We start from the raw sequence: 21,135 nt of genomic DNA, 5'->3' as shown, positions 1-21,135 counted from the left end.
GTGAAAATCAACTATTTTTGTCGAATTAGAAAGAAAAGAAGACTTCCACCCAGGAAGTCTTCTTTAGATATAAGCAATTATTGATTTAACATGTCTTTTACACGTTTGACAATGTTCTCAGGAGTAAAACCGAACTCTTTTTGAATGATTTCTCCAGGAGCTGAAGCACCAAACGTATCGATTGTTAATGTGTCTCCGTCTAGACCAACATATTTATGCCAGCCAAGTGATGCTCCCATTTCAATCGCGAGACGCTTCCTAACATGTTTTGGAAGAACAGATTCTTTATATTGATTATCTTGTTTGTCAAAGTTTTCCCAAGAAGGCATGGATACGACAGAAGCCGAAATTCCTTCATTTTTCAGTAGTTCTTGTGCAGCAACTGCAATGCTCACTTCTGACCCTGCAGAAAGTAAAAGAACATCTGCTTCAGATTCAGCAGGTGAAACAACATAAGCACCACGCTTAACACCTTCATAAGCCTTTTCTTTCGTATTAGCTAAAATCGGAAGATCATGACGGCTAAGTACTAAAGCTGTAGGTTGATCTTTGCTTTCTAGTGCCACTTTCCAAGCTGCATTTGATTCATATCCATCTGCTGGACGAATCAAGTTAAGGTTAGGCATAGCTCTAAGTGATGCAAGCTGTTCAACTGGTTCGTGTGTTGGACCATCTTCACCAACCATTACGCTGTCGTGTGTCAATACATAAGTAACCGGCAGCCCCATTAAAGCAGATAGACGAATAGCAGGTCTTACATAATCAGAGAACACGAAGAATGTTCCACCGAATACATTTAAACCTCCATGAAGCGCCATACCATTTAGTGCTGCTCCCATTGCAAATTCACGAACACCGAACCAGATGTTACGTCCGCTGTAATCATTACGGCTAAAATTCGCTTCTCCTTCAATCAGCGTCTTGTTGGATCCAGCTAAGTCAGCAGATCCTCCGAATAGTGATGGTACATTTTTAGCCAGTGCGTTGATTGCTTTACCAGAAGATGAACGTGTTGCGATCGCTTTATCAAACTCAGGAAGATCTTGATCCCAGTTTTCTGGAAGTTTTCCTTTGATTGCTTGTTCTAACTCTTCAGCCAATTCCGGATATGCTTCTTTATACGCTTTAAATTGCTTATTCCATTCGTCTTCTTTTGTTTGTCCTTCACTTTTTAATTGCTGGAAGTGAGATCTTACTTCTTCTGGAACGTGGAAATCTTCTTCAAACGTCCATTTGTAAGCTTCTTTTGTTAATAAAATCTCTTCTTTACCAAGTGGTGCACCGTGAGAAGCAGATTTTCCTGATTTATTTGGTGATCCATGACCGATAATGGTTTTTACTTCAATCAATGTTGGCTTGTTTAATTCTTCACGAGCTTCTGCTATTGCTTTCTCAATCTCATCTAAATTTGTCCCATCTTCAACATAAAGGACTTGCCATCCATATGCCTCAAATCTTTGTTTAACACTTTCAGAGAATGAATGATGAAGATCTCCATCTAAAGAGATATCGTTTGAGTCGTAAAGTACGATCATTCTGCCTAATGCAAGATGACCTGCTAATGAAGCAGCTTCAGCAGAAACGCCTTCCATAAGATCACCGTCACCGCAGATGGAATATGTGAAGTGATCAATTACTTCATGGCCATCACGGTTATATTTCGCTGCTAAGTGACGCTCAGCCATTGCCATACCAACAGCCATCGCAATTCCTTGACCAAGTGGACCAGTAGTTGCTTCAACCCCAACAGTGTGTCCGAATTCTGGATGCCCTGGAGTTTTGCTTCCCCATTGTCTGAAATTCTTAAGGTCATCAATTGTTAATCCATAACCACTTAAGTGAAGAAGACTGTACAATAGCATAGAACCATGGCCAGCAGATAAAACAAAACGATCACGATTAAACCATTCAGGGTTTGCTGGATTGTGGTTCATAAATTTCGCCCAAAGACTATAAGCCATCGGAGCAGAACCCATTGGCATCCCTGGATGTCCTGAGTTTGCCTTTTCAATACTATCAATAGAAAGAGTTCTTATCGTATTAATTGCTAATTCATCAAGATTACGTGACAAAAAAATCATCCCTTCATATGTACTAAACAGTTTTGACTTTCATAATAAACGTTCAAGTCCAATTAGACAAGATAAACACTTTATAAACTACTGTTATTTTACCATTACCCTAAAAAAACATACAAAAACCGTCTGATACTATCCAACATTCTTGTTGTAGTACAGACGGTTTTAAGTTTAGGTGAGGCCTGGTATGTGGCAAGAAAAGTAATCATTTTGTTCATCGTAATCAAGTTCCATATTTTCAACAAACCATTTTTCTTCAGATCGAACAAAAAAGCGAAGGCCTTCAACTTCTTTTATATAATCATTCTCTTCAGGAACGGCAGGTGTCACGCCAAGAGAAAAACCTCCTGAGTCTCCACTTCCTGCATACTTCACAAATAGTCTTAAACCTTCTTTAGCCTCTAACTTAATATCTTTATAAAGATTAGCTGCTGCACTTGTAATTGAAAAAGTCAAAATATTCTCCCCTTTCAAAGTTGTTATATAACAGTATATACTAATCTATATAGATTGCAACAGAAAAAATGCCTATTTACAGTTAAGTAAATAGGCATTCATGATTATTGTTTAAGGTTTTTCTTATTGTCTTTACTTCTTTTTAATTTTTCAGGTGTTACATCATCACCGTTAGGATCTACAAACGTCATGCCATGTAAATCTTGAACGAAAGACTTGCGGAAGACTTGTAAATACTCTTCTCTCAATTTTTTTTGTTCTGCTTTTTCTGCTGATGTCAATTCCGTTTGTTTTGACTTTCGAGATAATTCATTTATTCTTTGCATTTTATCTTTTGATAACATATTAAAAACTCCTTTTGCAACATTCTTCATTCTATCCTACAGCAGTATGAAAGGAATTTCTAGTTATCTGTATTTTCCATGTGTTCTTTGTATCTTCTATGTACGGTAGCTTTTGATACATTAAAACCTAATCCTTTAAGAGTTAATGATATGTCATGAAAGGTCAGCTTCATGTTCTTCAAGCGAACAATTTCAGATATTGGTACTTCTTTTTTATCTCGTCCGCCATTTGTGTTATTGCTTAAATTCCTTTGGGGTTTATAACCATCTTTTACCGCTTTTTTCATGCCGCGCCTTATTTTCATGTTGTGAAGCTTCCGCTGATACTCCTCTACAGTAGATACGATTTCCAACACCATTTCATCAGCCTCAGTCAACGTGTATTCTCCGTTATTAGACAGTGTAAATAATTTAATGTTGTATTTTATTAACTGATGCAGAATAGCCATCTTAGCCTTTCCTCTTCCTAGACGAGTATCATCTTGAATGAGAAGATATTGAAATTCACCGTCTCTTGCCAAGTCAAGCACGTTTAATAATTCTTCGCGATCAAGTGAGTATCCGCTTGCCTTCTCGCTAAAACAGGCAATAACATCGAAACCAAATTGCTTCGCTAACTTTTCTAATTCAGCTTCCTGTCTGTCAATGGATGTGAGCTGCTCTTCTTTTTCCGTACTTACTCTGCAATAAATAATAGCTTTCATTTGCCCAAAACCCGCTTTGTTTATTTATTTACTGGTATGATTACCTTCTGGCCTGGAAATACAGCTGAAGCATTTACGCTGTTCTTCTTTTCGACCCACTGTATAAACTCCCAGTTGGAATAATGATGTTTGGCGTTATATTCTTCAGAAAGACTCCAAAGTGAATCTCCCTCTTGTATAGTTACTTCAATATATTGAGCTTCTTGTGATGCAAGATTTGATAACGTAAAAAATATACCACCTAACAACCCTAAAAATACAATAACATGCATTGTCCCTTGTTTCATTGTGATATCCCCTTTCAACAAACGTTTGTTCGCATCTTTTGATATTATAATAACTGGAACGTTTGTTCGGTGTCAACTATTTTTTCGAACTTATGTTTGTATCTCTTTATTCCTCATGCTATACTTTTTATAGATAAAAAATTCGGTGAGGTGCTTAAAATGACTAAGTTATCCAGACGACAATTGGATATCCTGGCTTTCATAAAAGAGGAAGTTTCACAAAAAGGATATCCCCCTTCCGTTCGAGAAATTGGGGAAGCGGTAGGACTTGCTTCTAGCTCTACAGTACACGGCCATTTAGCAAGACTTGAAAAAAAAGGGCTAATTCGCAGAGATCCAACGAAACCAAGGGCTATTGAAGTGTTAGGACTAGATGATAATATTCCTTCTGTTCGTTCAATCTCAATCCCTGTAATCGGTAAAGTAACTGCGGGGCTTCCAATTAGTGCGATTGAAAACGTAGAAGAATATTTTCCATTGCCTGAACACGTTGTAGGTGATGAGAATGTGTTTATGTTGTCTGTAGTCGGGGACAGTATGATTGAAGCTGGTATTTTCAATAAGGACTTAGTTGTTGTAAAACAACAGCCTACTGCCAATAACGGAGATATCATCGTGGCTATGACTGATGAAGACGAAGCAACTGTAAAACGGTTCTTTAAAGAAAAGAATCACATTCGTCTGCAGCCAGAGAATTCCTCTATGGAACCGATTATCCTTCAAAGCGTTACGATTCTAGGAAAAGTTATTGGAGTATATAGAAGTATTCACTAATGCAAATTAAACATAAAGAGAAGCAGCTACTTGTTAAGCTGCTTCTCTTTTTATATGGCATCATCGTTAGTTCCTCTCTTCCCGCCCACTGTATGTATAAGGTGTACGGATACCCGACTCCACTTTATTTGTTCGAATTCAGCAAATCGTGTCTATTATGCCTGTTTAATTAAATTTTTCATATTTATGATGATATTCAATAAACCCCTGACAACTAATATGTCAGGGGTTACTTCATTTAATACATGTTCATATATTGTTTCGCGCTTCCAAGGGTGAAATTGTTTAAGAACATATCTCACCATTTTTTCCTTTATTAAAATATGCTTAAAATGCTATAAAATCAGCAAATTTAATTTTTTCAATATCTATCTTGTCTCTTTTTTAAATTTTTTGTCATTTTTGGTCCATCACTCTAAAACTTTCGGTTAATAAGGAAGGGTATTTCTATCCAAGTTCGAAGTGCCAACAACCAAGTATTTTTATTATGAATGAATTTGCAAATAAATATAAGTCTCCTTATAAAATCCAAAAGCGCTAAGGCATTTTTCAGATGAATGCTGCCCTTTTCTTCATTTTGAGGAACGATCATTTTATTCCGTGTTCGCACGTGGTACACAGTCTAATAATAATAAATTGGGTTATTCTCATTGGTGAACAACCTATTCTTATAAAAAAATAATGAATATAATGAACTAATGAACCAATTGAAGTAAGGGTTTAGGGGGCTAAAGAAAATATTTAGCTAAAGTTATTAACATCGGAGAAAGTAGGATTTTTTCCTAGTTTCATAATAAAACAAATAGGTGATAAGATGACAAAAAACAAAGAGTCTAACAATAAAAAAAACTGTTTAATTGGACCTTTAAATTCAATTGAGCGCAATGAGAAAGCATTTCAAGTTCGTCTTGAGGCAGCAGCTTCCCAAATGATACTTCCTCTTACTAAACATCCATGTAATGGTGACGAACAATTGTATCCAACTAAAATTGGCAGCTTTACTAAGGGATTGCCACATAATTCCCATGGCACGGTTGACCTCCAGGCATATAACCAATTTATTAAGGCCTTAAAAACAGGTAAGGAACGCCATTTTGAATCCATTCCTCTCGGCGGTGACGTCAAGCTTGCAAATCCACAAGCCGTTTACGCTTTTGATCTTGCGGGTACTGATTGCCACAACTTAGGTATCGCTGTACCTCCTTCCTTTAACAGTGCTTGGCAGGCTGGTGAAATGGCTGAACTATATTGGCAAGCCTTGACCCGTGATGTTCCTTTTCTTGAGTACGGCTCCAACCCACTTACCATGGAAGCAGCTTCAGATTTATCCTCATTTTCTGATTTTCGCGGACCTAAAGCAAACAGCAAAGTCACCACTGATACGTTATTCCGCGGAGACACACCTGGTGACTTAACAGGTCCTTATATCTCCCAATTTCTATTGAAAGACATCCCTTATGGTGCGACAACAATCGTTCAACGATATCGTACAACTGTGACAAGTTCTGATTATATGACATCATATGATAAATGGTTGGATATCCAGAACGGCTCAATTCCTGCGGCACCGTTATTCGATCCAACACCCCGCTATATCCGGAATGGAAGGGATTTGGGTGAATATGTTCATCAGGACTTTTCCTTCCAGGGCCCACTTTCCGCTTGTTTAGTTCTGTTGAGCTACGGAAAAGGAGCATTAGATGAATCCAACCCCTACCTTAAATCAGAAACCCAAGGTAGTTTTATTACCTTCGGGGCCGCACATATTCTTGATTTAGTTACAAAAGTCGGGCGGGCAGCACTTGAGGCGGCCTGGTTCCAAAAATACCTTGTCCACCGTAGACTACGTCCTGAGGAGTTCGGAGGACGCGTCCACAACCATATGATAGGTACAAAATGCTACCCGATAAATTCAGAACTCCTTAATTGCAAGGTAATTGGTAAGATATTCAAAAAGTTTCGCAGCTACCTGCTTCCAATGTCATATCCGGAAGGCTGCCCGATCCATCCGGCTTATCCAGCTGGCCACGCAGCCATCGCTGGGGCAGGAGCCACTATTCTCAAGGCATTCTTTAAAGAATCGTTTGAGATTCCAAATCCAGTCGTTTCCAGTTCGGATGGCCTCACATTGCTTCCTTATTCAGGAGAACCATTGACAATAGGCGGGGAATTGAATAAACTTGCCGCCAATATCTCCCTAGGCCGCGATACAGCCGGCGTCCATTGGCGTTCTGATGGGATTGAGGGGATGAAACTTGGTGAAGCCGTCGCAATAAGCATTCTGAGGGACTACAGGGCAACCTACAATGAGAAATTTAGTGGTTTCTCATTCGTTAAGTTTGACGGGACTCCTATCACAATCAAATAGGTTAGAGGATGCTACTTGGAATATACTAAAAACTGTTACTGATAGAAATATGTTCAGCTTTGTTTAGGACAGGCTACATTTAAATTACATCAGAAGTTTATACCCATATCTCTAAAAAGATAAATATGAAGACTATATAAAAAATAAATAAATTGATTTTGGACGAGACAAATTGATACTAAAATTAACGATTTGACCAAAAATAGAAAAACCCCTGACACTAATAGTATCAGGGGTTTACAGGTTTTAATACATGCTCATATATTGTTCGCGTTCCCAAGGGTGAACTTGTGTGCGGAACATATCCCACTCGATTTCTTTTGCTTCGACGAAGTGCTCAGTTGCATGCGCTCCAAGAGCCTTTGTAAGTACTTCGTTTTTAGCAAATAAAGTTAGAGCTTCTTTAAGTGTTGCAGGAAGATCTTTAATGCCTTCTGCTTCACGCTCTTCTTTATCCATTACATAAATGTTTCTGTCGATTGGTTTCGGTGCATTTAACTTATTCTTAATTCCATCAAGACCTGCTGCAAGAAGTACAGCCATCGCAAGATAAGGGTTAGCAGTTGGATCAACGCTTCTTACCTCGATACGAGTACTGATTCCGCGAGAAGCCGGGATACGAATGAGCGGGCTTCTGTTCTGCATGGACCAAGCAACATAACAAGGTGCTTCGTATCCTGGAACTAGACGCTTATAAGAGTTAACAGTAGGGTTTGTAATCGCTGTGAAATCTTGAGCGTGCTTTAAGATACCCGCTAAGAAATGCATAGCTGTTTCACTTAAACCAGTTTCTGATTTCTCATCATAGAACACGTTTTCTCCATCTTTGAATAGTGACATGTTCGCATGCATTCCTGATCCGTTAACACCAAACAAAGGTTTTGCCATAAATGTCGCGTGAAGACCATGTTTACGTGCAATTGTTTTAACTGCGAGTTTGAACGTTTGAATGTTATCACATGTACTTACTGCATCAGCATATTTAAAGTCAATTTCGTGCTGACCAGGTGCAACTTCATGGTGAGAAGCTTCGATTTCAAAGCCCATGTCTTCAAGTTCTAATACTATATCTCTACGGCAGTTTTCGCCTAGATCTGTTGGAGCAAGGTCGAAGTAACCACCTTTATCATTAAGTTCTAGTGTAGGTTCACCCTTCTCATCGTTTTTAAATAAGAAGAATTCTGGCTCAGGTCCGATGTTGAAATCTGAGAATCCTAACTCTTCCATTTCTTTTAATACACGTTTTAAAATACCGCGTGGATCTCCATCAAATGGGTTTCCATCTGGCATGTAGATATCACAAATCAAACGAGCTACTTTACCTTTTTCAGATGTCCAAGGGAAGATCATAAATGTGTCTAAATCAGGATAAAGATTCATATCAGATTCTTCGATACGAACGAATCCTTCAATTGAGGAACCATCAAACATCATTTTATTTTCTAAAGCTTTTTCAAGCTGTCCGATTGGAATCTCAACGTTCTTGATTACACCTAGTAAATCAGTAAATTGCAAACGAATAAATCTTACGTTTTCTTCTTTTACCATTCTTAAGATATCTTCTTTAGTATACTTAGACAAATCTTTCTCCTCCTTTAAATATAAAACGCCTATTAATGGCGATTGTTCACGTTAAGTATTATTTAGAGCTTATCAATGAAAAAACCTGGAAAGTTCTCCTTGAATCAAAGATGTCTTTCCGTGTCTTCCAGCATGAATCAATTCCCTTTTTAACCTGCGATGAAGCGCAGACTCAGAAATTTGTTGAACACCTTGCACATTTGGCTGGTTCTTAATAAATTCTGCTGCTTGTTCATTAAGCTCAAACACTCTTTTGATTCCAGCTAAGTTCACGCCTTGTTCAAGAAGTGCTTTAATCTCAAGAAGTTTATCAACATCGTTAAATGAAAATAAACGACGGTTCCCTTCAGTTCGTGCAGGATGAATCAGATCGTTTTCTTCATAATAACGAATTTGTCTTGCCGATAATTCAGTCAACTGCATCACAATACTGATTGGGAACAAAGGTAAGTTCCGGCGATTCATATCGTTCATTTTGCCTACCTCCTTTCAACTTCTTTTTATATCTTATGTCACAAAAGCTCACATGTCAATCGTAATGTTAGAAAAAATAACATCAAATAAAAAAAGAGACGAGCTGTCTCTTTTTTTTTACTTATTTATGAATGAGTCCATGAGTTAAAAGTTCATCCACTGCTGAAACAATTGCAATTTTAACGTGTTCATAAGTTAATCCACCTTGAACGAAAGCAATATATGGTGGCCGAATCGGCCCATCAGCAGTCAGTTCAATACTTGCTCCTTGAATAAATGTTCCTGCAGCCATAATAACATCATCTTCATAGCCTGGCATATAATCCGGATAAGGAACAGCATAAGAATTAATCGGAGAAGCTTTTTGTATGGACTGACAAAAATGAATCATCCGCTCTTTGTCCTCAAAGATTACCGACTGAATAAGATCTGTTCTTTTTGCGTTCCATGACGGACGCGTTTCCATGCCTAATTCTTCTAAGAACGCAGCCGTGAACACCGCCCCTTTTAGCGCTTGAGCTGTTACATGAGGTGCTAAAAAGAATCCTTGATACATCTCTTGAAGACTATAAAGAGACGCACCAGCTTCTCTTCCTATACCAGGTGAAGTTAACCGAAAAGAAATTTTATTTATCAATTTCCCGTTTCCAGCGATATAACCTCCAGTCTTTGCTAGACCTCCTCCTGGATTCTTTATCAATGAACCTGCAATAATGTCTGCACCTGCTTCAATAGGTTCTCTTTGTTCTACAAATTCACCATAGCAGTTGTCCACAAAAACGATGACATCTTTTTTGATTTCTTTAACAAATGTAATCATTTCTTCAATTTCGTCAACGGTAAAAGAAGGGCGATCAGCGTATCCTTTAGATCGCTGTATACCAATTACTTTTGTTTTTTCCGATATGGCTCTCTGGACATTTTCGTAATCAATATTTCCATCCGAAGTTAAATCTACATGCTGATAAGATATATCGTACTCTTTTAAAGAGCCTTCTCCCGTACCCCTGATGCCAACAATTTCTTCGAGAGTGTCGTAAGGTTTTCCGGTCATATAAAGCAATTCATCACCCGGACGAAGCATCCCGAACAAGCTTAAAGTGATCGCATGCGTACCTGAAATAATCTGCGGCCTTACGATTGCGGCTTCAGATTTAAAAACATCTGCATAAACCTTTTCAAGCGTGTCACGCCCATTGTCATCATAACCATAGCCTGTTGAGGGATGAAAATGATGGTCTCCAACTTGATGGTTTTGAAAAGCTTTTAAAACCTTCAGTTGATTAAACTCACTTATTTCATCAATTGATGCATGTACGTCTTTAATTCGCTGAGAAACCTTTTTTGTTAATTGTTCTAAGATCTTTTCATTTTGAAACTGCGAATACATGTTATTCTCCTTTGTTGCTGATGGATGAAATGGAAGAGGTGGATAAAGCATACCCTTTACATTCATAAACCAATTCTTCTTTATTAAATTCTTGTTCTATTAAAATCGTTTCGCCACGAAGTTGAGAAAGAAGCTTGCCTTCGTGAGCAGGTACTTTAATCTGATAAAAAGTCATCTGCTTCATCACTTCTTTTTCAATAGTATCTTTTAATTGTGAGATATCACCATCAAATAAAGCTGAAATGGAGATCGAAGGGGTTTCTGGTATAAAGTTATCTGCAAACTGGTCCTTCTTATTGTAGACCGTTAACATAGGAATATGGCTTGCATTTAGATCATTTAATATTCGTTTTACCGTTTTCTCATGCTGTACACGATCTTCGCTCGAACCATCGATCACATGAATAAGAAGATTAGCTTCAGCTGCCTCTTCAAGTGTGGATCTGAAAGCCGCAATGAGTGATGTGGGCAAGTCTTGGATAAAACCTACTGTATCGGTAAGAAGCATTTGAAATCCGCTTTTTAGTTTGACTTTTCTTGTTAATGGATCTAGAGTTGCGAACAGCTGATCTTCTTCGTAACTATCTGCTTCGGTTAGTTTATTAAAAATCGTTGACTTTCCTGCATTTGTGTAGCCAACTAGAGCAGCTTGAAATGCTCCTTGATGTTTGCGGCGCTCACGATATCGCTCTCTATGGCTCACTACAGAATTGATCTGAGTTTTGAGTTCATGAATTCGAAAACGAATGTGACGTCTGTCTTTTTCCAGTTTCGTTTCCCCAGGACCTCTTGTTCCAATTCCGCCACCTAATCTAGATAAGCTCGCTCCAATTCCTGAGAGTCTCGGTAGCAAATATTCGAGCTGTGCAAGTTCAACCTGAAGTTTTCCTTCTCGAGTTTTCGCACGCTGTGCAAAGATATCTAGAATCAGCTGAGTTCGGTCAATCACTCTTGCGTTGAAATGCTGTGATAGATTTCGTACTTGAGATGGTGAGAGTTCACTGTTAAAAATGATAATGTCTGCTTCCAGTTCTTCTTCAAGTGTGATGATCTCTTCTACTTTTCCTTTACCGATAAAAGTCGCTGAATCATATCGATCTCTTTTTTGACTAACAACAGCACAGACTGTTCCTTGAGCTGTTTTAGTTAATGATTTTAATTCTTCCATTGAATAAAAAAAACGCTCGTCGTTCTGCCGTGGAAGCTGACAGCCGACGAGAATCGCTTTTTCCTGAACTGAATCTTTGTTATTGTTCAAATTCGCGATCCCTGCTTTCCATAGTCTCTTATCATCATATCAAATCGAATCACGTTCTTCTAGCACCAGGTCATCACTTTGTATCGTCATCAATGTTTTTCTGTCTTGGCTTATTTCATTTAGAAGACGTACTGATTGTCTTCTAACCGCTTTTTCAATCATGTTACGAATGTATCTTCCATTAGAGAATGAACCAGGATTCAAATTCTTTACTCGCTCTATATGTGTTTTTAATTTCCATTCACAGTCTCTCGTTAGAACGTATTCTCTTTGTGTTATCATCCTTTTCGCAATCTCCATTAATTCTTCCACAGAATAATCAGGAAAAGAAACAATGATCGGAAATCTTGATGGCAACCCAGGATTAAGTTTTAAAAAACGTTCCATCTCTTTTGGATATCCTGCGAGGATGAGTATAAAATCATGCTGTTGATCTTCCATGGCTTTCACGAGTGTATCGATCGCTTCTTTCCCAAAATCTTTTTCTCCGCCGCGACCCAAAGAATACGCTTCATCAATAAACAGTATTCCCCCGCTTGCTTTCTTTAACAGATCTCTTGTTTTCTGAGCAGTATGACCAATATATTCACCTACAAGATCAGCTCTTTCCGCCTCAATCAGATGTCCTTTTGAAAGTACTTTCATCTCATGAAAAAGAGTGGCCAACTTCCTAGCTACCGTAGTTTTTCCTGTCCCAGGATTCCCCTTAAACAACATGTGAAGTGCTTGCTTTTCTGCTTTTAACCCCATTTCCTGACGGCATTTATTAATATGAAGCCATGCATAGATTTCTTTTACATGATATTTTAATTCTTCCATTCCAACCAATTGATTCAGTTCCTTTTCCATTCGAAGCAGAGGTTGATGCTGATCCAATGCCTTTTCTTTTCCAGGGAGGGTTGCTCCATCATCAATCTTCGTTTTTTCGTTTCCATGATTTAAGACAATGTTAATCTGCCTTTGCTTTTTTATAGCAATAGGTTCATTCAAGTGATACCACCTCACTTTTGCCAGTCAAGTCATTATACGCAGCAACATCTTTTCCGTGACAAATGCCTATATTCTTCCTTGATCCACTGTTATCAATTTATGTTGAACTCTTTAGATCTACTACAAAGACAAGCTTTGTTTTTAATTATGAATAATTATTAGATAATTGTAACCGTTTTCTATTTTCAGACGAATAAAAATACTCAAGTATGCAAGATTTCCGTGTTATGTTAAATAATGTGAAATAAGTTTACTGACGAATGGAAGAAAAAAGATTATGCACATTAAATTACAAAAAATTATCTTGATCCTAATTGGATTATTTTTAACATCTTTTGGGATAAAACTATTAACGCTTCACGCTTTAACGTTTGGTGGAACAGCTGGAATTGCTACTATAGGATCTTTTCTAACGAGCTGGTCTTGGGGAATCTTGTTTCTGATCGTAAATCTGCCCTTTTTTATTTTATCGATAAAAAAACTAGGATGGACTTTTTCCTTATCTACCCTTCTATGCATTTTACTAATCTCGGCAATCTCAGATATGATGGATTACTTAACGCTTCCTCTCATTTCTCCAATCGCTGCTTCTGTCATTGCGGGCACGGTAATCGGAATTGGTGTAAGTATTGTCTTGAATTCTGGCGCTTCCTTAGGCGGAATTCATATTTTAGCTCTCTACTTGGAGCAAAAGTCGAACATCAACCGAGGCGTTTCATTATTTGTTACAGATTTTATTATCGTATCCTCTGCGGTTGTCATGTTTGGAGTTAAAAATGCTCTTATATCAATAATAGCTATTACGATTGCCTCTTATTTAACGGGTAAATTAAGAGTAGCAGTTGAAACATCTCCTACGCTTTATCACACTTCAGAATCAGAACCTGTTCAAAACAGCTAAAAGCATTTTCCTATTTGGAAAATGCTTTTTATTTACGTAATTATTATTATGTTAACCGATTGTCTGTGGTTGTCAGTTTCTGCGCTTCCTTAGGAAATAATCACTCTTTACTCGTATAAATCGTCCCGTTTCTGATTCATTTCTTCGTGCATTTCTTGTCTTTCTGTTGATTTAGATTGCCCCTTTACAGGCTTTATTTTTCCGATTAAGATCCCCATTTCGTTGTAAACACCGCTTTTTGAATCATTTTTACTTCGAGCTGCAACCTCTCCTATCTTTTTTATTTCCTTAATTTTTTCAGGATCAGTCGTGATTGCAGCATTTTTTCCGTGCGCATTGCCTTTTAATACTTTATATACTTCTTCCCGTAATGAATCGTTTTCTTCTCCTGGCTTTACGGGTTCTGAGGGTACTATTCCAACTAGTGTGTAGATACCACTTACGATCACGTAAGCCTTATCCACTCCATTTACTTTTTGGGCAAGTTGAACCAAATCTTTTGATTGGTGAACTTCATCTGACTTTTCGACAACAAGCGGTGAATCAATCTGAGTATTCGGTTTACGTTCTGAAGTATCATATCTAACTTGTTTCGTATCGAGTGTTTCATCACCTGATCCTGTTTTTCCAGAACAAGCACTAACAGTAAAAACAGCGCATAACAGCAGCAAACCTATTTTCCGCATATTCATCATCCTTTTTTACATAGTTTTCATAGGACCTGTTTGAAATATGCAAAAAAATTTGCCTTTGCTATAATGGGAAAAAGAGGTTATAGGAGGCAATTATGGAAGAATATCCACACTTACCCGATTATGCCGATTTATTTATTGCCCATTTAAAGAGTAAAGGTAGAAGAAGAAGTACGATTAAACGTTACTATTATGACCTTCTTGATTTTTTTGCTTGGGTTCGCGTCATCAGAAAAAAAGATGACATTAGCGTGATTCAGCGGTTAGATGCATCCATTTTAGAGGACTATTTTTTATTTCTAACCGAGCAAAGGGAGTATAAGACTGCTACGAGTAAAAGGGTGTTTACCGTAATCAAAAGTCTTTTTCACTTTCTGCATGCAAACAGAATGATTACGTACAACCCGTTTGCTGAAATCGAAAATAAACTTAAAGAGGATACTTATTTTACAGAAGAGGACTTTATTTCGGAGGAAGAATTTCAAATTCTCTTTCGTACGTTATCATCGTATGAAGGGTTAACCGAAAAACAACAAAAGTATAGGCACCTTCTAATAAAAAGAAACGAAGCAATCGTTTCTCTTTTGTACCATTACGGTCTAACATTGCAGGAAATAACAAACATCGAAATGCGACACGTACATTTCACACAGCAGAAGTTAACCGTAGTGAATAATAAAGAAACACGTATTATTCCTCTTGATGATACGATGCAACGTTGCATGTATGATTACAAAGAAGATATTCCAGAAGCCATCAGACCAAGGACTTATTCTTCTGACCGCTTTTTTATAGCATTTGATTATCAGAGGGGAACATTTCGATTTGATTATGGAAATTATGAACCAAAACCCCTTACGGTTATTGCCATTCAAAAAATGCTTAGACAAGAAATTCAGCGATCGGGTTTAAGAAAAGGGATCAGTTCTCAACATTTAAGGAGGACTTCCATATTGAATCTTTTAAAGGAAGGAAAAGAGGAAGAAGAAGTACAGTTGTGGTTTGGATTAAAATCGCAACTTACATTACACAGATATGAAACTTATTTAGAGCAGGTGTTAAAAGTATAATGAAATTAAAAACTCCCTAACAACCTTCCGTCTAGGCTCTTAGGGAGTATTTTTTATTCATTCGTATTTGCAGAAGATAAATCGACATTTCTGTGCGGGGTGAACGTTGAAATGGCATGCTTGTAAATGAGGTGCTGCTTACCATCTGCCTCTAGTACAACCGTAAAGTTGTCAAACCCCTTCACTAAACCTTTAAGCTGAAAACCATTCAGCAGATATACGGTCACATAAATGTTTTCGCGACGTAATTGGTTTAAGTAATGATCCTGTAAATTGATTGATTGCTTCATGTGAACAGATCCTCCTCTTTGGGCATTACCCTTATACATTCTCGGAAATTTCTAATTTCCCTTCTACAAAGTGACGAATTTCTGTAAATTTTTTATGAAATGAAGCTTCATCCATTGAAAACCACTCTATATCCATTTGGTTTTTGAACCAGGTGAATTGCCTTTTAGCATATCTTCTTGAGTCACGTTTTAACAAGGTGATTGATTCTTCTAGAGTACTTTCGCCTGAAAGATATGGAAAGAACTCTTTGTATCCTATTGCTTTTGCTGCAAGACTGTTTGTAATATCCTGACGAAACAGCATCTTTGCTTCCTCAATAACACCTTGCTGAACCATAAGATCGACTCGATCATTAATCCTTTCATATAACCGTTCACGATCCATCGTCAAGCCTACTAAAGCTAATTGGTAAAGAGATTCGTCTTCATTCTTTCTGTTTCCCTGTTGTAGTGAAGGCGCATTACCTGTTTCATAATAAATTTCAAGGGCTCTGATGACACGCTGCACATTATTTGGGTGAATTTCTTTTGCACGTTTGGAATCAACTTTCAGCAATTCAGCATAAAGAGCCTCTCGACCTTCTGTATCGGCCTTTTTTTGCAGCTGATTCCGCAAGCCAATGTTTTTCGTTGCTTCAGAGAACTCATAATGATGTGTTACAGCTCTGACGTATAATCCCGTTCCCCCTACGATGATCGGGATCTTCCCTCTTTTGTTGATTTCAGAAATTCGCTCCCTGGCTAACTGTTGAAACTCTGCAACTGAAAAAGACTCGGTAGGATCTTTTATATCAATTAGATAATGAGGGATTCCCTCTTTTTCTTCCTCTGTTATCTTAGCCGTCCCTATATCGAGTCCTTTATAGACCTGCATGGAGTCACCGCTAATAATTTCACCGTTTATCGCTTTTGCCAGTTCAATACTTGTTTTTGTCTTTCCAACCGCTGTTGGTCCTACAATCACTACTAATTTTTCTTTCATCATAGACTCCTACATGACTCTCTTAAACATTTTTTCGAGTTCATACGTTGATAAGTGAATGGTAATGGGTCTTCCATGCGGACATGTATAGGGATCTTCAGATGCTCTTAATGACTCTAGCAATGCAAAGATTTCATCATTTCTAAGATGATGGTTAGCTTTGATGGACCCTTTACAAGACATCATGATGGCAGCTTCTTCTCTAAGTTTCTCAATGTCAATCTTTCTATGATCTAGCACCTGCTGCATAATGTCCATCATAATTTCTTTTTCATAGCTTTTTGGAAACCATTGTGGATGTTCCCGTACAATAAATGTATTTTGTCCAAATGATTCAAGAAACAGACCGACTTCACTTAGTAGTTGAATATGATTTTCTAGGTATGCTGCTTCACTCGCTGAAAATTCAAACGTATATGGTACGGTTAAAAGCTGTACTTCCCTGTCTACTTGTCCGACTTTTTTCTTGAAATACTCGTACTTTATCCGTTCTTGTGCTGCGTGCTGATCGATGAGGTAAAGTCCGTTTTCATTTTGAGCCAAAATATATGTTCCGTGCATCTGTCCGATCGGGTACATAACCGGTATTTTCTCTTGAACTTGCTCTGATTTTGAAAGATTTTGGACCTTATTTGAGTCTGGCTCATTGGTTATAACGGACGTTTTCCCAAATTCATTTAAGTCATCCGCACTTTCTTTTACATGAGCAGTCTCTTGGTTTGGATGATTGATAAATGTAGTGTTAAGTTCCCTAGCCGGCATTATATCATCGATCGGTTTGATGTCTAATTGTTTCTTTTTTGTTTGATAATCAAAAGAAAAAGAAGGCTGCTCATCACGATCTGTTTGTTTTTGCTCTTTTTTCTTATACTGTACATCCGGAATAAGCCGCTGATTTCTAATCACTTTTCTTAGCTCGTTCTCTACCAATTGAACCAGTTCTGCTTCCTTGCTTAATCTCGCTTCATGTTTAGATGGATGTACGTTCACATCGATGATGGTCGGATCCATTTTAACAGATAGTATAGATATTGGAAAACGCCCGATCGGCAAAAAGGTGTGATAAGCGTTTTGTATAGCTTTAGAGATTGCATAGTTTTTAATATATCTTCCATTCATAAAAAGAGACATATATTGCCGTGAAGCCCTGTTCATCTCGGGTTTTGCAATATATCCTGAAACTTCATAATCCAGTGATGAAAAAGAAACAGGAATCATATTCTTTGCTGTTTGAATGCCGTATACAGAAGCAATAATTTGTATAAGATTGCCGTTGCCTGATGTATGCAGAAGCTCTTTGCCATTATGTTTTAAACGAAAAGAGATATTAGGATTTGCTAAGGCAAGTCTGTTTACAAGATCAGTGATTGTGCCCAATTCAGTCTGTATTGTTTTAACATGCTTTAATCGAGCAGGTGTGTTATAAAACAAATTCCGTACGATCAGATCCGTACCTTTTCTGCTATTGGTCTGCTGCTGATCTTTTATCTTTCCGTTCTCAATGAACAGATACGCACCAGGTCCCACTCCCGTAGAAGATTTAAGTTCCACTTGAGAGACGGATGAGATACTTGGCAATGCTTCTCCTCTAAAACCCATCGTTCTAATTTGAATTAAGTCTTGTTCACTCTTAATCTTGCTCGTTGCATGGCGATTAAAAGCCAGCACACAGTCTTCTGGCTCGATTCCGTCTCCATTATCAAGCACACGGATCAGCGACAGCCCGCCTTCTTCAACTTCAATCTCGATTCTTGTTGCATTTGCATCAATTGAATTTTCAACCAGTTCTTTCACAACAGAGGCAGGGCGTTCAACTACTTCTCCAGCAGCGATCTTATTTGATAAATGTTCATCTAGCTGTACGATTTTGCCCATCAGATAGTGCCCCCTTCTACTTTACTTTTTTCTGAAGTTTATATAGTGCATTTATCGCATCAAGCGGTGTCATCTCTAACACATTTAGTGCCTTAATTTCTTTAATAATGTCGAGTTCTTTTGGATCTTTTTTTCTTAAATTCTCACTCTTGTCTATAAATAGACTCAGCTGGCTTTCTTCTATCTCTTCTTCTATTGATGCAGAAACCTCCTGAATAGGAAGTGCTTCTCTTTTTTCATGATTTTCATATGTTTGTAAGATGGTCTTCGCTCTTGATATGACCTCTGTTGGAAGTTCAGCTAGCTCAGCCACTTGAATTCCAAAGCTTTTATCGGCTTGTCCATCGATTACTTTATGCAAGAATACTAAACTTCCATTTTCCTCAACTGCACTTACAAATACGTTTTTTAAAGAAGGAAGTGACTTTTCTAACACTGTCAGTTCATGATAATGAGTTGAGAAAAGTGTCTTTGCAGATATCTTTTCGTGTATAAATTCAATGATTGATTGAGCTAAAGCCATGCCATCATACGTAGATGTTCCACGACCTATTTCATCTAAAAGAATTAAGCTGTTTTCTGTTGCACTCGTTAAAGCAAAGTTCGTTTCAAGCATCTCGACCATAAACGTACTTTGTCCACCTACTAAATCATCTGCAGCCCCAATTCGGGTAAAGATCTGATCGAACATAGGCAGCTCTGCACTTTCAGCTGGAACGAAACAGCCGATCTGCATCATAACAGACGTTAAGGCAAGCTGACGCATATACGTACTTTTACCAGCCATGTTTGGCCCAGTAATCAAAAGCATACTTCGTTCATGATTTAGACAAATGTCGTTTGGAACATATTCTTGGGCATCCATGACTTTTTCGACAACAGGATGTCTTCCCCCGATTATGTTTACTTTTCCATCCTCTGAAATAGTTGGTCTTACGTATCGGTAATGTTCACTAATCACTGCAAAAGACTGGATAACATCAAGTTCTGATATGGCTGAAGCAAGTTCTTGCAGACCAGGAATGTACTTCTTCACGTGCTCTCTAACTTCTAAAAAGAGAGTATATTCGAGGCCCGAAATCTTCTCTTCAGCTTCTAGAATAATACGCTCTTTCTCTTTAAGTTCTGGTGTAACGTAGCGCTCAGCATTCGCCAATGTTTGTTTTCGCTCATATCGCTCAGGTACTTGCGATAAGTTAGATTTCGTTACCTCGATATAATAGCCGAAGATTTTATTAAAACCGATCTTTAACGACTTAATGCCAGAAGCTTCTTTCTCTTGCCGTTCGAGTGAAGCAATCCACGCCTTTCCGTTTGAGCTTGCGTCTTTATATTCATCTAGTTTTTCATGATAACCAGATTTTATTAAGCCGCCATCTTTAATGTTGATAGGCGCTTCATCATGAATCGCTGAGTCTAGGAAGTCAGCGAGTGCTTTATGATCATTCATCTTCGCGTGCAGCTCTGCCGCATAGATTCCTGGAATATCTTTAATTTTATCTTTTAATAAAGGAACACTTAGAAGAGATCGTTTTAATTGAACCAAATCTCTTGGACTCGCGTTTCCGTAAGAGATTTTGGCAATCAGACGCTCCATATCATAAACAGACTTTAATTGTACTTTTAATTCTTCCCGAATAAAGAACTCACCGATCAAGTTCTCAACAAGTTGAAGGCGCTTCTCAATCGTCTCTTTTACAAACAACGGTTCTTCAACCCACTGTTTTAACTTCCTTGCACCCATCGCGGTCATCGTTGCATCTAAAAGCCATAACAATGAACCCTTTTTTCCTTTTGCCCTGATCGATTCAGTCAGTTCTAAATTACGTTTAGAGAACGCATCCAGCTTCATTCTTTTATCGTTCTGCTGAAATTCAACCATTTTAATATGCTGAAAAGAACGTTTTTGTGTATGTGTTAAATAACAAAACAATCTTCCAGCTGCACGTATTAATGCTGGATGTGTAATTGTTTTTACAAGATGACAGAACTGGTCTTCAAGTTCGTTTTCTTCTTGAATAGAGATCGAGGCTTGTCCTGTTTGCGATACGATACTACTCCATGAATCTGATAATTCTTTGTTACCAACTATCTCCTTAATACCATGACTTAGCAATAATTGAATAAAAGAAAGGTCATTTCCTGAATAGGTATAGCCTTTCAACTCACCTGTAGACAAATCACATAAAATATAAGCATATGATTCTTTCTCTTTTTCGATCGAAACGAGATAGTTATTTTCTCTGTCTTGCAACAGATGGTCATCAATTACTGTTCCTGGTGTAATGATCTGAATCACTTCACGCTTAACAACCCCAACAGCTTGCTTCGGGTCTTCTACTTGTTCACATATCGCTACTTTATGACCATTCTCAACGAGAGTTTTTATATAACCTGCAGAAGAATGGTAAGGCACTCCGCACATTGGAATTCTGTCTTGAGATCCCCCATCTCTGCTTGTAAGTGTAATTTCAAGAATCTGTGAAGCAGCAATTGCATCATCAAAAAACATTTCATAAAAATCGCCTAGACGAAAAAATAAAAAGGCATCCTGATGAGCTGCCTTGATTGATAAATATTGTTGAATCATTGGAGTATATTGAGCCATAATTTCACCTTTT

19 protein-coding genes and 1 pseudogene are annotated in these 21,135 nt (G+C 37.9%); 5 read left to right on the top strand and 15 right to left on the bottom strand.

The annotated features are described in order from the left end of the window. Positions 1 to 77: 77 nt before the first annotated feature. From tkt to yneA, 5 genes are all read right to left on the bottom strand, one after another. Complete coding sequence (gene tkt / locus AWM68_RS10605; RefSeq protein ID WP_066241065.1) at positions 78 to 2,081, bottom strand: transketolase; 2,004 nt, start codon at positions 2,079 to 2,081, stop codon at positions 78 to 80. A gap of 168 nt (positions 2,082 to 2,249) precedes the next feature. Next, a complete protein-coding gene (locus AWM68_RS10600; RefSeq protein WP_066241062.1) occupies positions 2,250 to 2,534 on the bottom strand; it encodes a HesB/YadR/YfhF family protein in 285 nt (94 codons plus the stop codon). A gap of 104 nt (positions 2,535 to 2,638) precedes the next feature. Next, entirely contained in the window at positions 2,639 to 2,878 is a 240-nt protein-coding gene (locus AWM68_RS10595; RefSeq protein ID WP_066241060.1) for a DUF896 domain-containing protein, read from the bottom strand. Positions 2,879 to 2,937: 59 nt separating this feature from the next. Then, positions 2,938 to 3,582 (bottom strand): YneB family resolvase-like protein, encoded by a 645-nt coding sequence (locus AWM68_RS10590; protein WP_066241057.1) that lies wholly within the window; start codon positions 3,580 to 3,582, stop codon positions 2,938 to 2,940. Between the two features lie 20 nt (positions 3,583 to 3,602). Then, the gene (yneA, locus tag AWM68_RS10585) at positions 3,603 to 3,869 is read right to left on the bottom strand and encodes a cell division suppressor protein YneA (protein ID WP_066241054.1); all 267 of its coding nucleotides are present in this window, start codon (positions 3,867 to 3,869) and stop codon (positions 3,603 to 3,605) included. Between the two features lie 159 nt (positions 3,870 to 4,028). On the opposite strand from yneA, the gene lexA reads away from it, so the two are divergent. The 3 genes and pseudogenes from lexA (at position 4,029) to AWM68_RS10575 (ending at position 7,011) form a co-directional block, all read left to right on the top strand. Then, on the top strand, positions 4,029 to 4,643 hold the full coding sequence (gene lexA, locus AWM68_RS10580; RefSeq protein ID WP_066241049.1) for a transcriptional repressor LexA: 615 nt from the start codon (positions 4,029 to 4,031) through the stop codon (positions 4,641 to 4,643). A gap of 106 nt (positions 4,644 to 4,749) precedes the next feature. Beyond that, positions 4,750 to 4,812 (top strand): annotated as a pseudogene (locus tag AWM68_RS22140) (hypothetical protein); the annotation flags it as partial. A 645-nt stretch (positions 4,813 to 5,457) separates the two neighbouring features. Next, positions 5,458 to 7,011 (top strand): vanadium-dependent haloperoxidase, encoded by a 1,554-nt coding sequence (locus AWM68_RS10575; protein ID WP_066241046.1) that lies wholly within the window; start codon positions 5,458 to 5,460, stop codon positions 7,009 to 7,011. 246 nt (positions 7,012 to 7,257) lie between these two features. Here the strand turns inward: AWM68_RS10575 and glnA are convergent, their stop codons facing one another. The 5 genes from glnA to spoVK all read right to left on the bottom strand — a co-directional run bounded on the left by glnA (position 7,258) and on the right by spoVK (position 12,704). Further along, positions 7,258 to 8,592 (bottom strand): type I glutamate--ammonia ligase, encoded by a 1,335-nt coding sequence (glnA, locus tag AWM68_RS10570; protein WP_066241044.1) that lies wholly within the window; start codon positions 8,590 to 8,592, stop codon positions 7,258 to 7,260. A gap of 72 nt (positions 8,593 to 8,664) precedes the next feature. Continuing rightward, positions 8,665 to 9,066 carry a MerR family transcriptional regulator gene (locus AWM68_RS10565; protein WP_066241040.1) on the bottom strand — a complete coding sequence of 134 codons (402 nt, stop codon included), beginning with the start codon at positions 9,064 to 9,066 and terminating at the stop codon, positions 8,665 to 8,667. A 121-nt stretch (positions 9,067 to 9,187) separates the two neighbouring features. Further along, on the bottom strand, positions 9,188 to 10,456 hold the full coding sequence (locus AWM68_RS10560; RefSeq protein ID WP_066241039.1) for an aminotransferase class I/II-fold pyridoxal phosphate-dependent enzyme: 1,269 nt from the start codon (positions 10,454 to 10,456) through the stop codon (positions 9,188 to 9,190). Position 10,457: 1 nt separating this feature from the next. Next, on the bottom strand, positions 10,458 to 11,714 hold the full coding sequence (gene hflX / locus AWM68_RS10555; protein WP_066241037.1) for a GTPase HflX: 1,257 nt from the start codon (positions 11,712 to 11,714) through the stop codon (positions 10,458 to 10,460). A 39-nt stretch (positions 11,715 to 11,753) separates the two neighbouring features. After that, positions 11,754 to 12,704: a stage V sporulation protein K gene (gene spoVK, locus AWM68_RS10550; protein WP_066241034.1), complete on the bottom strand. Its 951-nt coding sequence runs from the start codon at positions 12,702 to 12,704 to the stop codon at positions 11,754 to 11,756. Between the two features lie 277 nt (positions 12,705 to 12,981). On the opposite strand from spoVK, the gene AWM68_RS10545 reads away from it, so the two are divergent. Next, the gene (locus tag AWM68_RS10545; protein ID WP_066241031.1) at positions 12,982 to 13,605 is read left to right on the top strand and encodes a YitT family protein; all 624 of its coding nucleotides are present in this window, start codon (positions 12,982 to 12,984) and stop codon (positions 13,603 to 13,605) included. Between the two features lie 107 nt (positions 13,606 to 13,712). On the opposite strand, the gene AWM68_RS10540 is transcribed toward AWM68_RS10545, so the two are convergent. Then, positions 13,713 to 14,291 carry a YhcN/YlaJ family sporulation lipoprotein gene (locus AWM68_RS10540; RefSeq protein WP_066241028.1) on the bottom strand — a complete coding sequence of 193 codons (579 nt, stop codon included), beginning with the start codon at positions 14,289 to 14,291 and terminating at the stop codon, positions 13,713 to 13,715. A 101-nt stretch (positions 14,292 to 14,392) separates the two neighbouring features. Between AWM68_RS10540 and AWM68_RS10535 the strand changes: the two genes are divergently transcribed. After that, the gene (locus tag AWM68_RS10535) at positions 14,393 to 15,367 is read left to right on the top strand and encodes a tyrosine-type recombinase/integrase (RefSeq protein ID WP_066241026.1); all 975 of its coding nucleotides are present in this window, start codon (positions 14,393 to 14,395) and stop codon (positions 15,365 to 15,367) included. A 53-nt stretch (positions 15,368 to 15,420) separates the two neighbouring features. On the opposite strand, the gene hfq is transcribed toward AWM68_RS10535, so the two are convergent. Genes hfq through mutS form a run of 4 tightly spaced genes read right to left on the bottom strand, consistent with a single transcriptional unit; the run spans position 15,421 to position 21,122 of the window. Further along, a complete protein-coding gene (gene hfq / locus AWM68_RS10530; protein ID WP_066241024.1) occupies positions 15,421 to 15,657 on the bottom strand; it encodes an RNA chaperone Hfq in 237 nt (78 codons plus the stop codon). Between the two features lie 31 nt (positions 15,658 to 15,688). After that, complete coding sequence (miaA, locus tag AWM68_RS10525; RefSeq protein ID WP_066241021.1) at positions 15,689 to 16,639, bottom strand: tRNA (adenosine(37)-N6)-dimethylallyltransferase MiaA; 951 nt, start codon at positions 16,637 to 16,639, stop codon at positions 15,689 to 15,691. Positions 16,640 to 16,648: 9 nt separating this feature from the next. Next, positions 16,649 to 18,514: a DNA mismatch repair endonuclease MutL gene (gene mutL / locus AWM68_RS10520; protein ID WP_066241018.1), complete on the bottom strand. Its 1,866-nt coding sequence runs from the start codon at positions 18,512 to 18,514 to the stop codon at positions 16,649 to 16,651. 16 nt (positions 18,515 to 18,530) lie between these two features. Further along, entirely contained in the window at positions 18,531 to 21,122 is a 2,592-nt protein-coding gene (gene mutS, locus AWM68_RS10515) for a DNA mismatch repair protein MutS (RefSeq protein ID WP_066241015.1), read from the bottom strand. Positions 21,123 to 21,135 lie beyond the last annotated feature (13 nt).

It is taken from the genome of Fictibacillus phosphorivorans (genome assembly GCF_001619875.1).
Taxonomy (GTDB): Bacteria; Bacillota; Bacilli; order Bacillales; family Fictibacillaceae; genus Fictibacillus; species Fictibacillus phosphorivorans_B.
Note: the sequence above shows the minus strand (reverse complement) of the source record. Positions and strands in the feature narration are given on the sequence as shown.

Coding starts and splice junctions, on each gene's coding strand:
- tkt (WP_066241065.1), bottom strand. CDS start 2,081: ATGATTTTTTTGTCACGTAATCTTGATGAATTAGCAATTAATACGATA.
- AWM68_RS10595 (WP_066241060.1), bottom strand. CDS start 2,878: ATGTTATCAAAAGATAAAATGCAAAGAATAAATGAATTATCTCGAAAG.
- AWM68_RS10590 (WP_066241057.1), bottom strand. CDS start 3,582: ATGAAAGCTATTATTTATTGCAGAGTAAGTACGGAAAAAGAAGAGCAG.
- yneA (WP_066241054.1), bottom strand. CDS start 3,869: ATGAAACAAGGGACAATGCATGTTATTGTATTTTTAGGGTTGTTAGGT.
- lexA (WP_066241049.1), top strand. CDS start 4,029: ATGACTAAGTTATCCAGACGACAATTGGATATCCTGGCTTTCATAAAA.
- AWM68_RS10575 (WP_066241046.1), top strand. CDS start 5,458: ATGACAAAAAACAAAGAGTCTAACAATAAAAAAAACTGTTTAATTGGA.
- AWM68_RS10565 (WP_066241040.1), bottom strand. CDS start 9,066: ATGAACGATATGAATCGCCGGAACTTACCTTTGTTCCCAATCAGTATT.
- AWM68_RS10560 (WP_066241039.1), bottom strand. CDS start 10,456: ATGTATTCGCAGTTTCAAAATGAAAAGATCTTAGAACAATTAACAAAA.
- AWM68_RS10545 (WP_066241031.1), top strand. CDS start 12,982: ATGCACATTAAATTACAAAAAATTATCTTGATCCTAATTGGATTATTT.
- AWM68_RS10540 (WP_066241028.1), bottom strand. CDS start 14,291: ATGCGGAAAATAGGTTTGCTGCTGTTATGCGCTGTTTTTACTGTTAGT.
- AWM68_RS10535 (WP_066241026.1), top strand. CDS start 14,393: ATGGAAGAATATCCACACTTACCCGATTATGCCGATTTATTTATTGCC.
- hfq (WP_066241024.1), bottom strand. CDS start 15,657: ATGAAGCAATCAATCAATTTACAGGATCATTACTTAAACCAATTACGT.
- miaA (WP_066241021.1), bottom strand. CDS start 16,639: ATGAAAGAAAAATTAGTAGTGATTGTAGGACCAACAGCGGTTGGAAAG.
- mutL (WP_066241018.1), bottom strand. CDS start 18,514: ATGGGCAAAATCGTACAGCTAGATGAACATTTATCAAATAAGATCGCT.
- mutS (WP_066241015.1), bottom strand. CDS start 21,122: ATGGCTCAATATACTCCAATGATTCAACAATATTTATCAATCAAGGCA.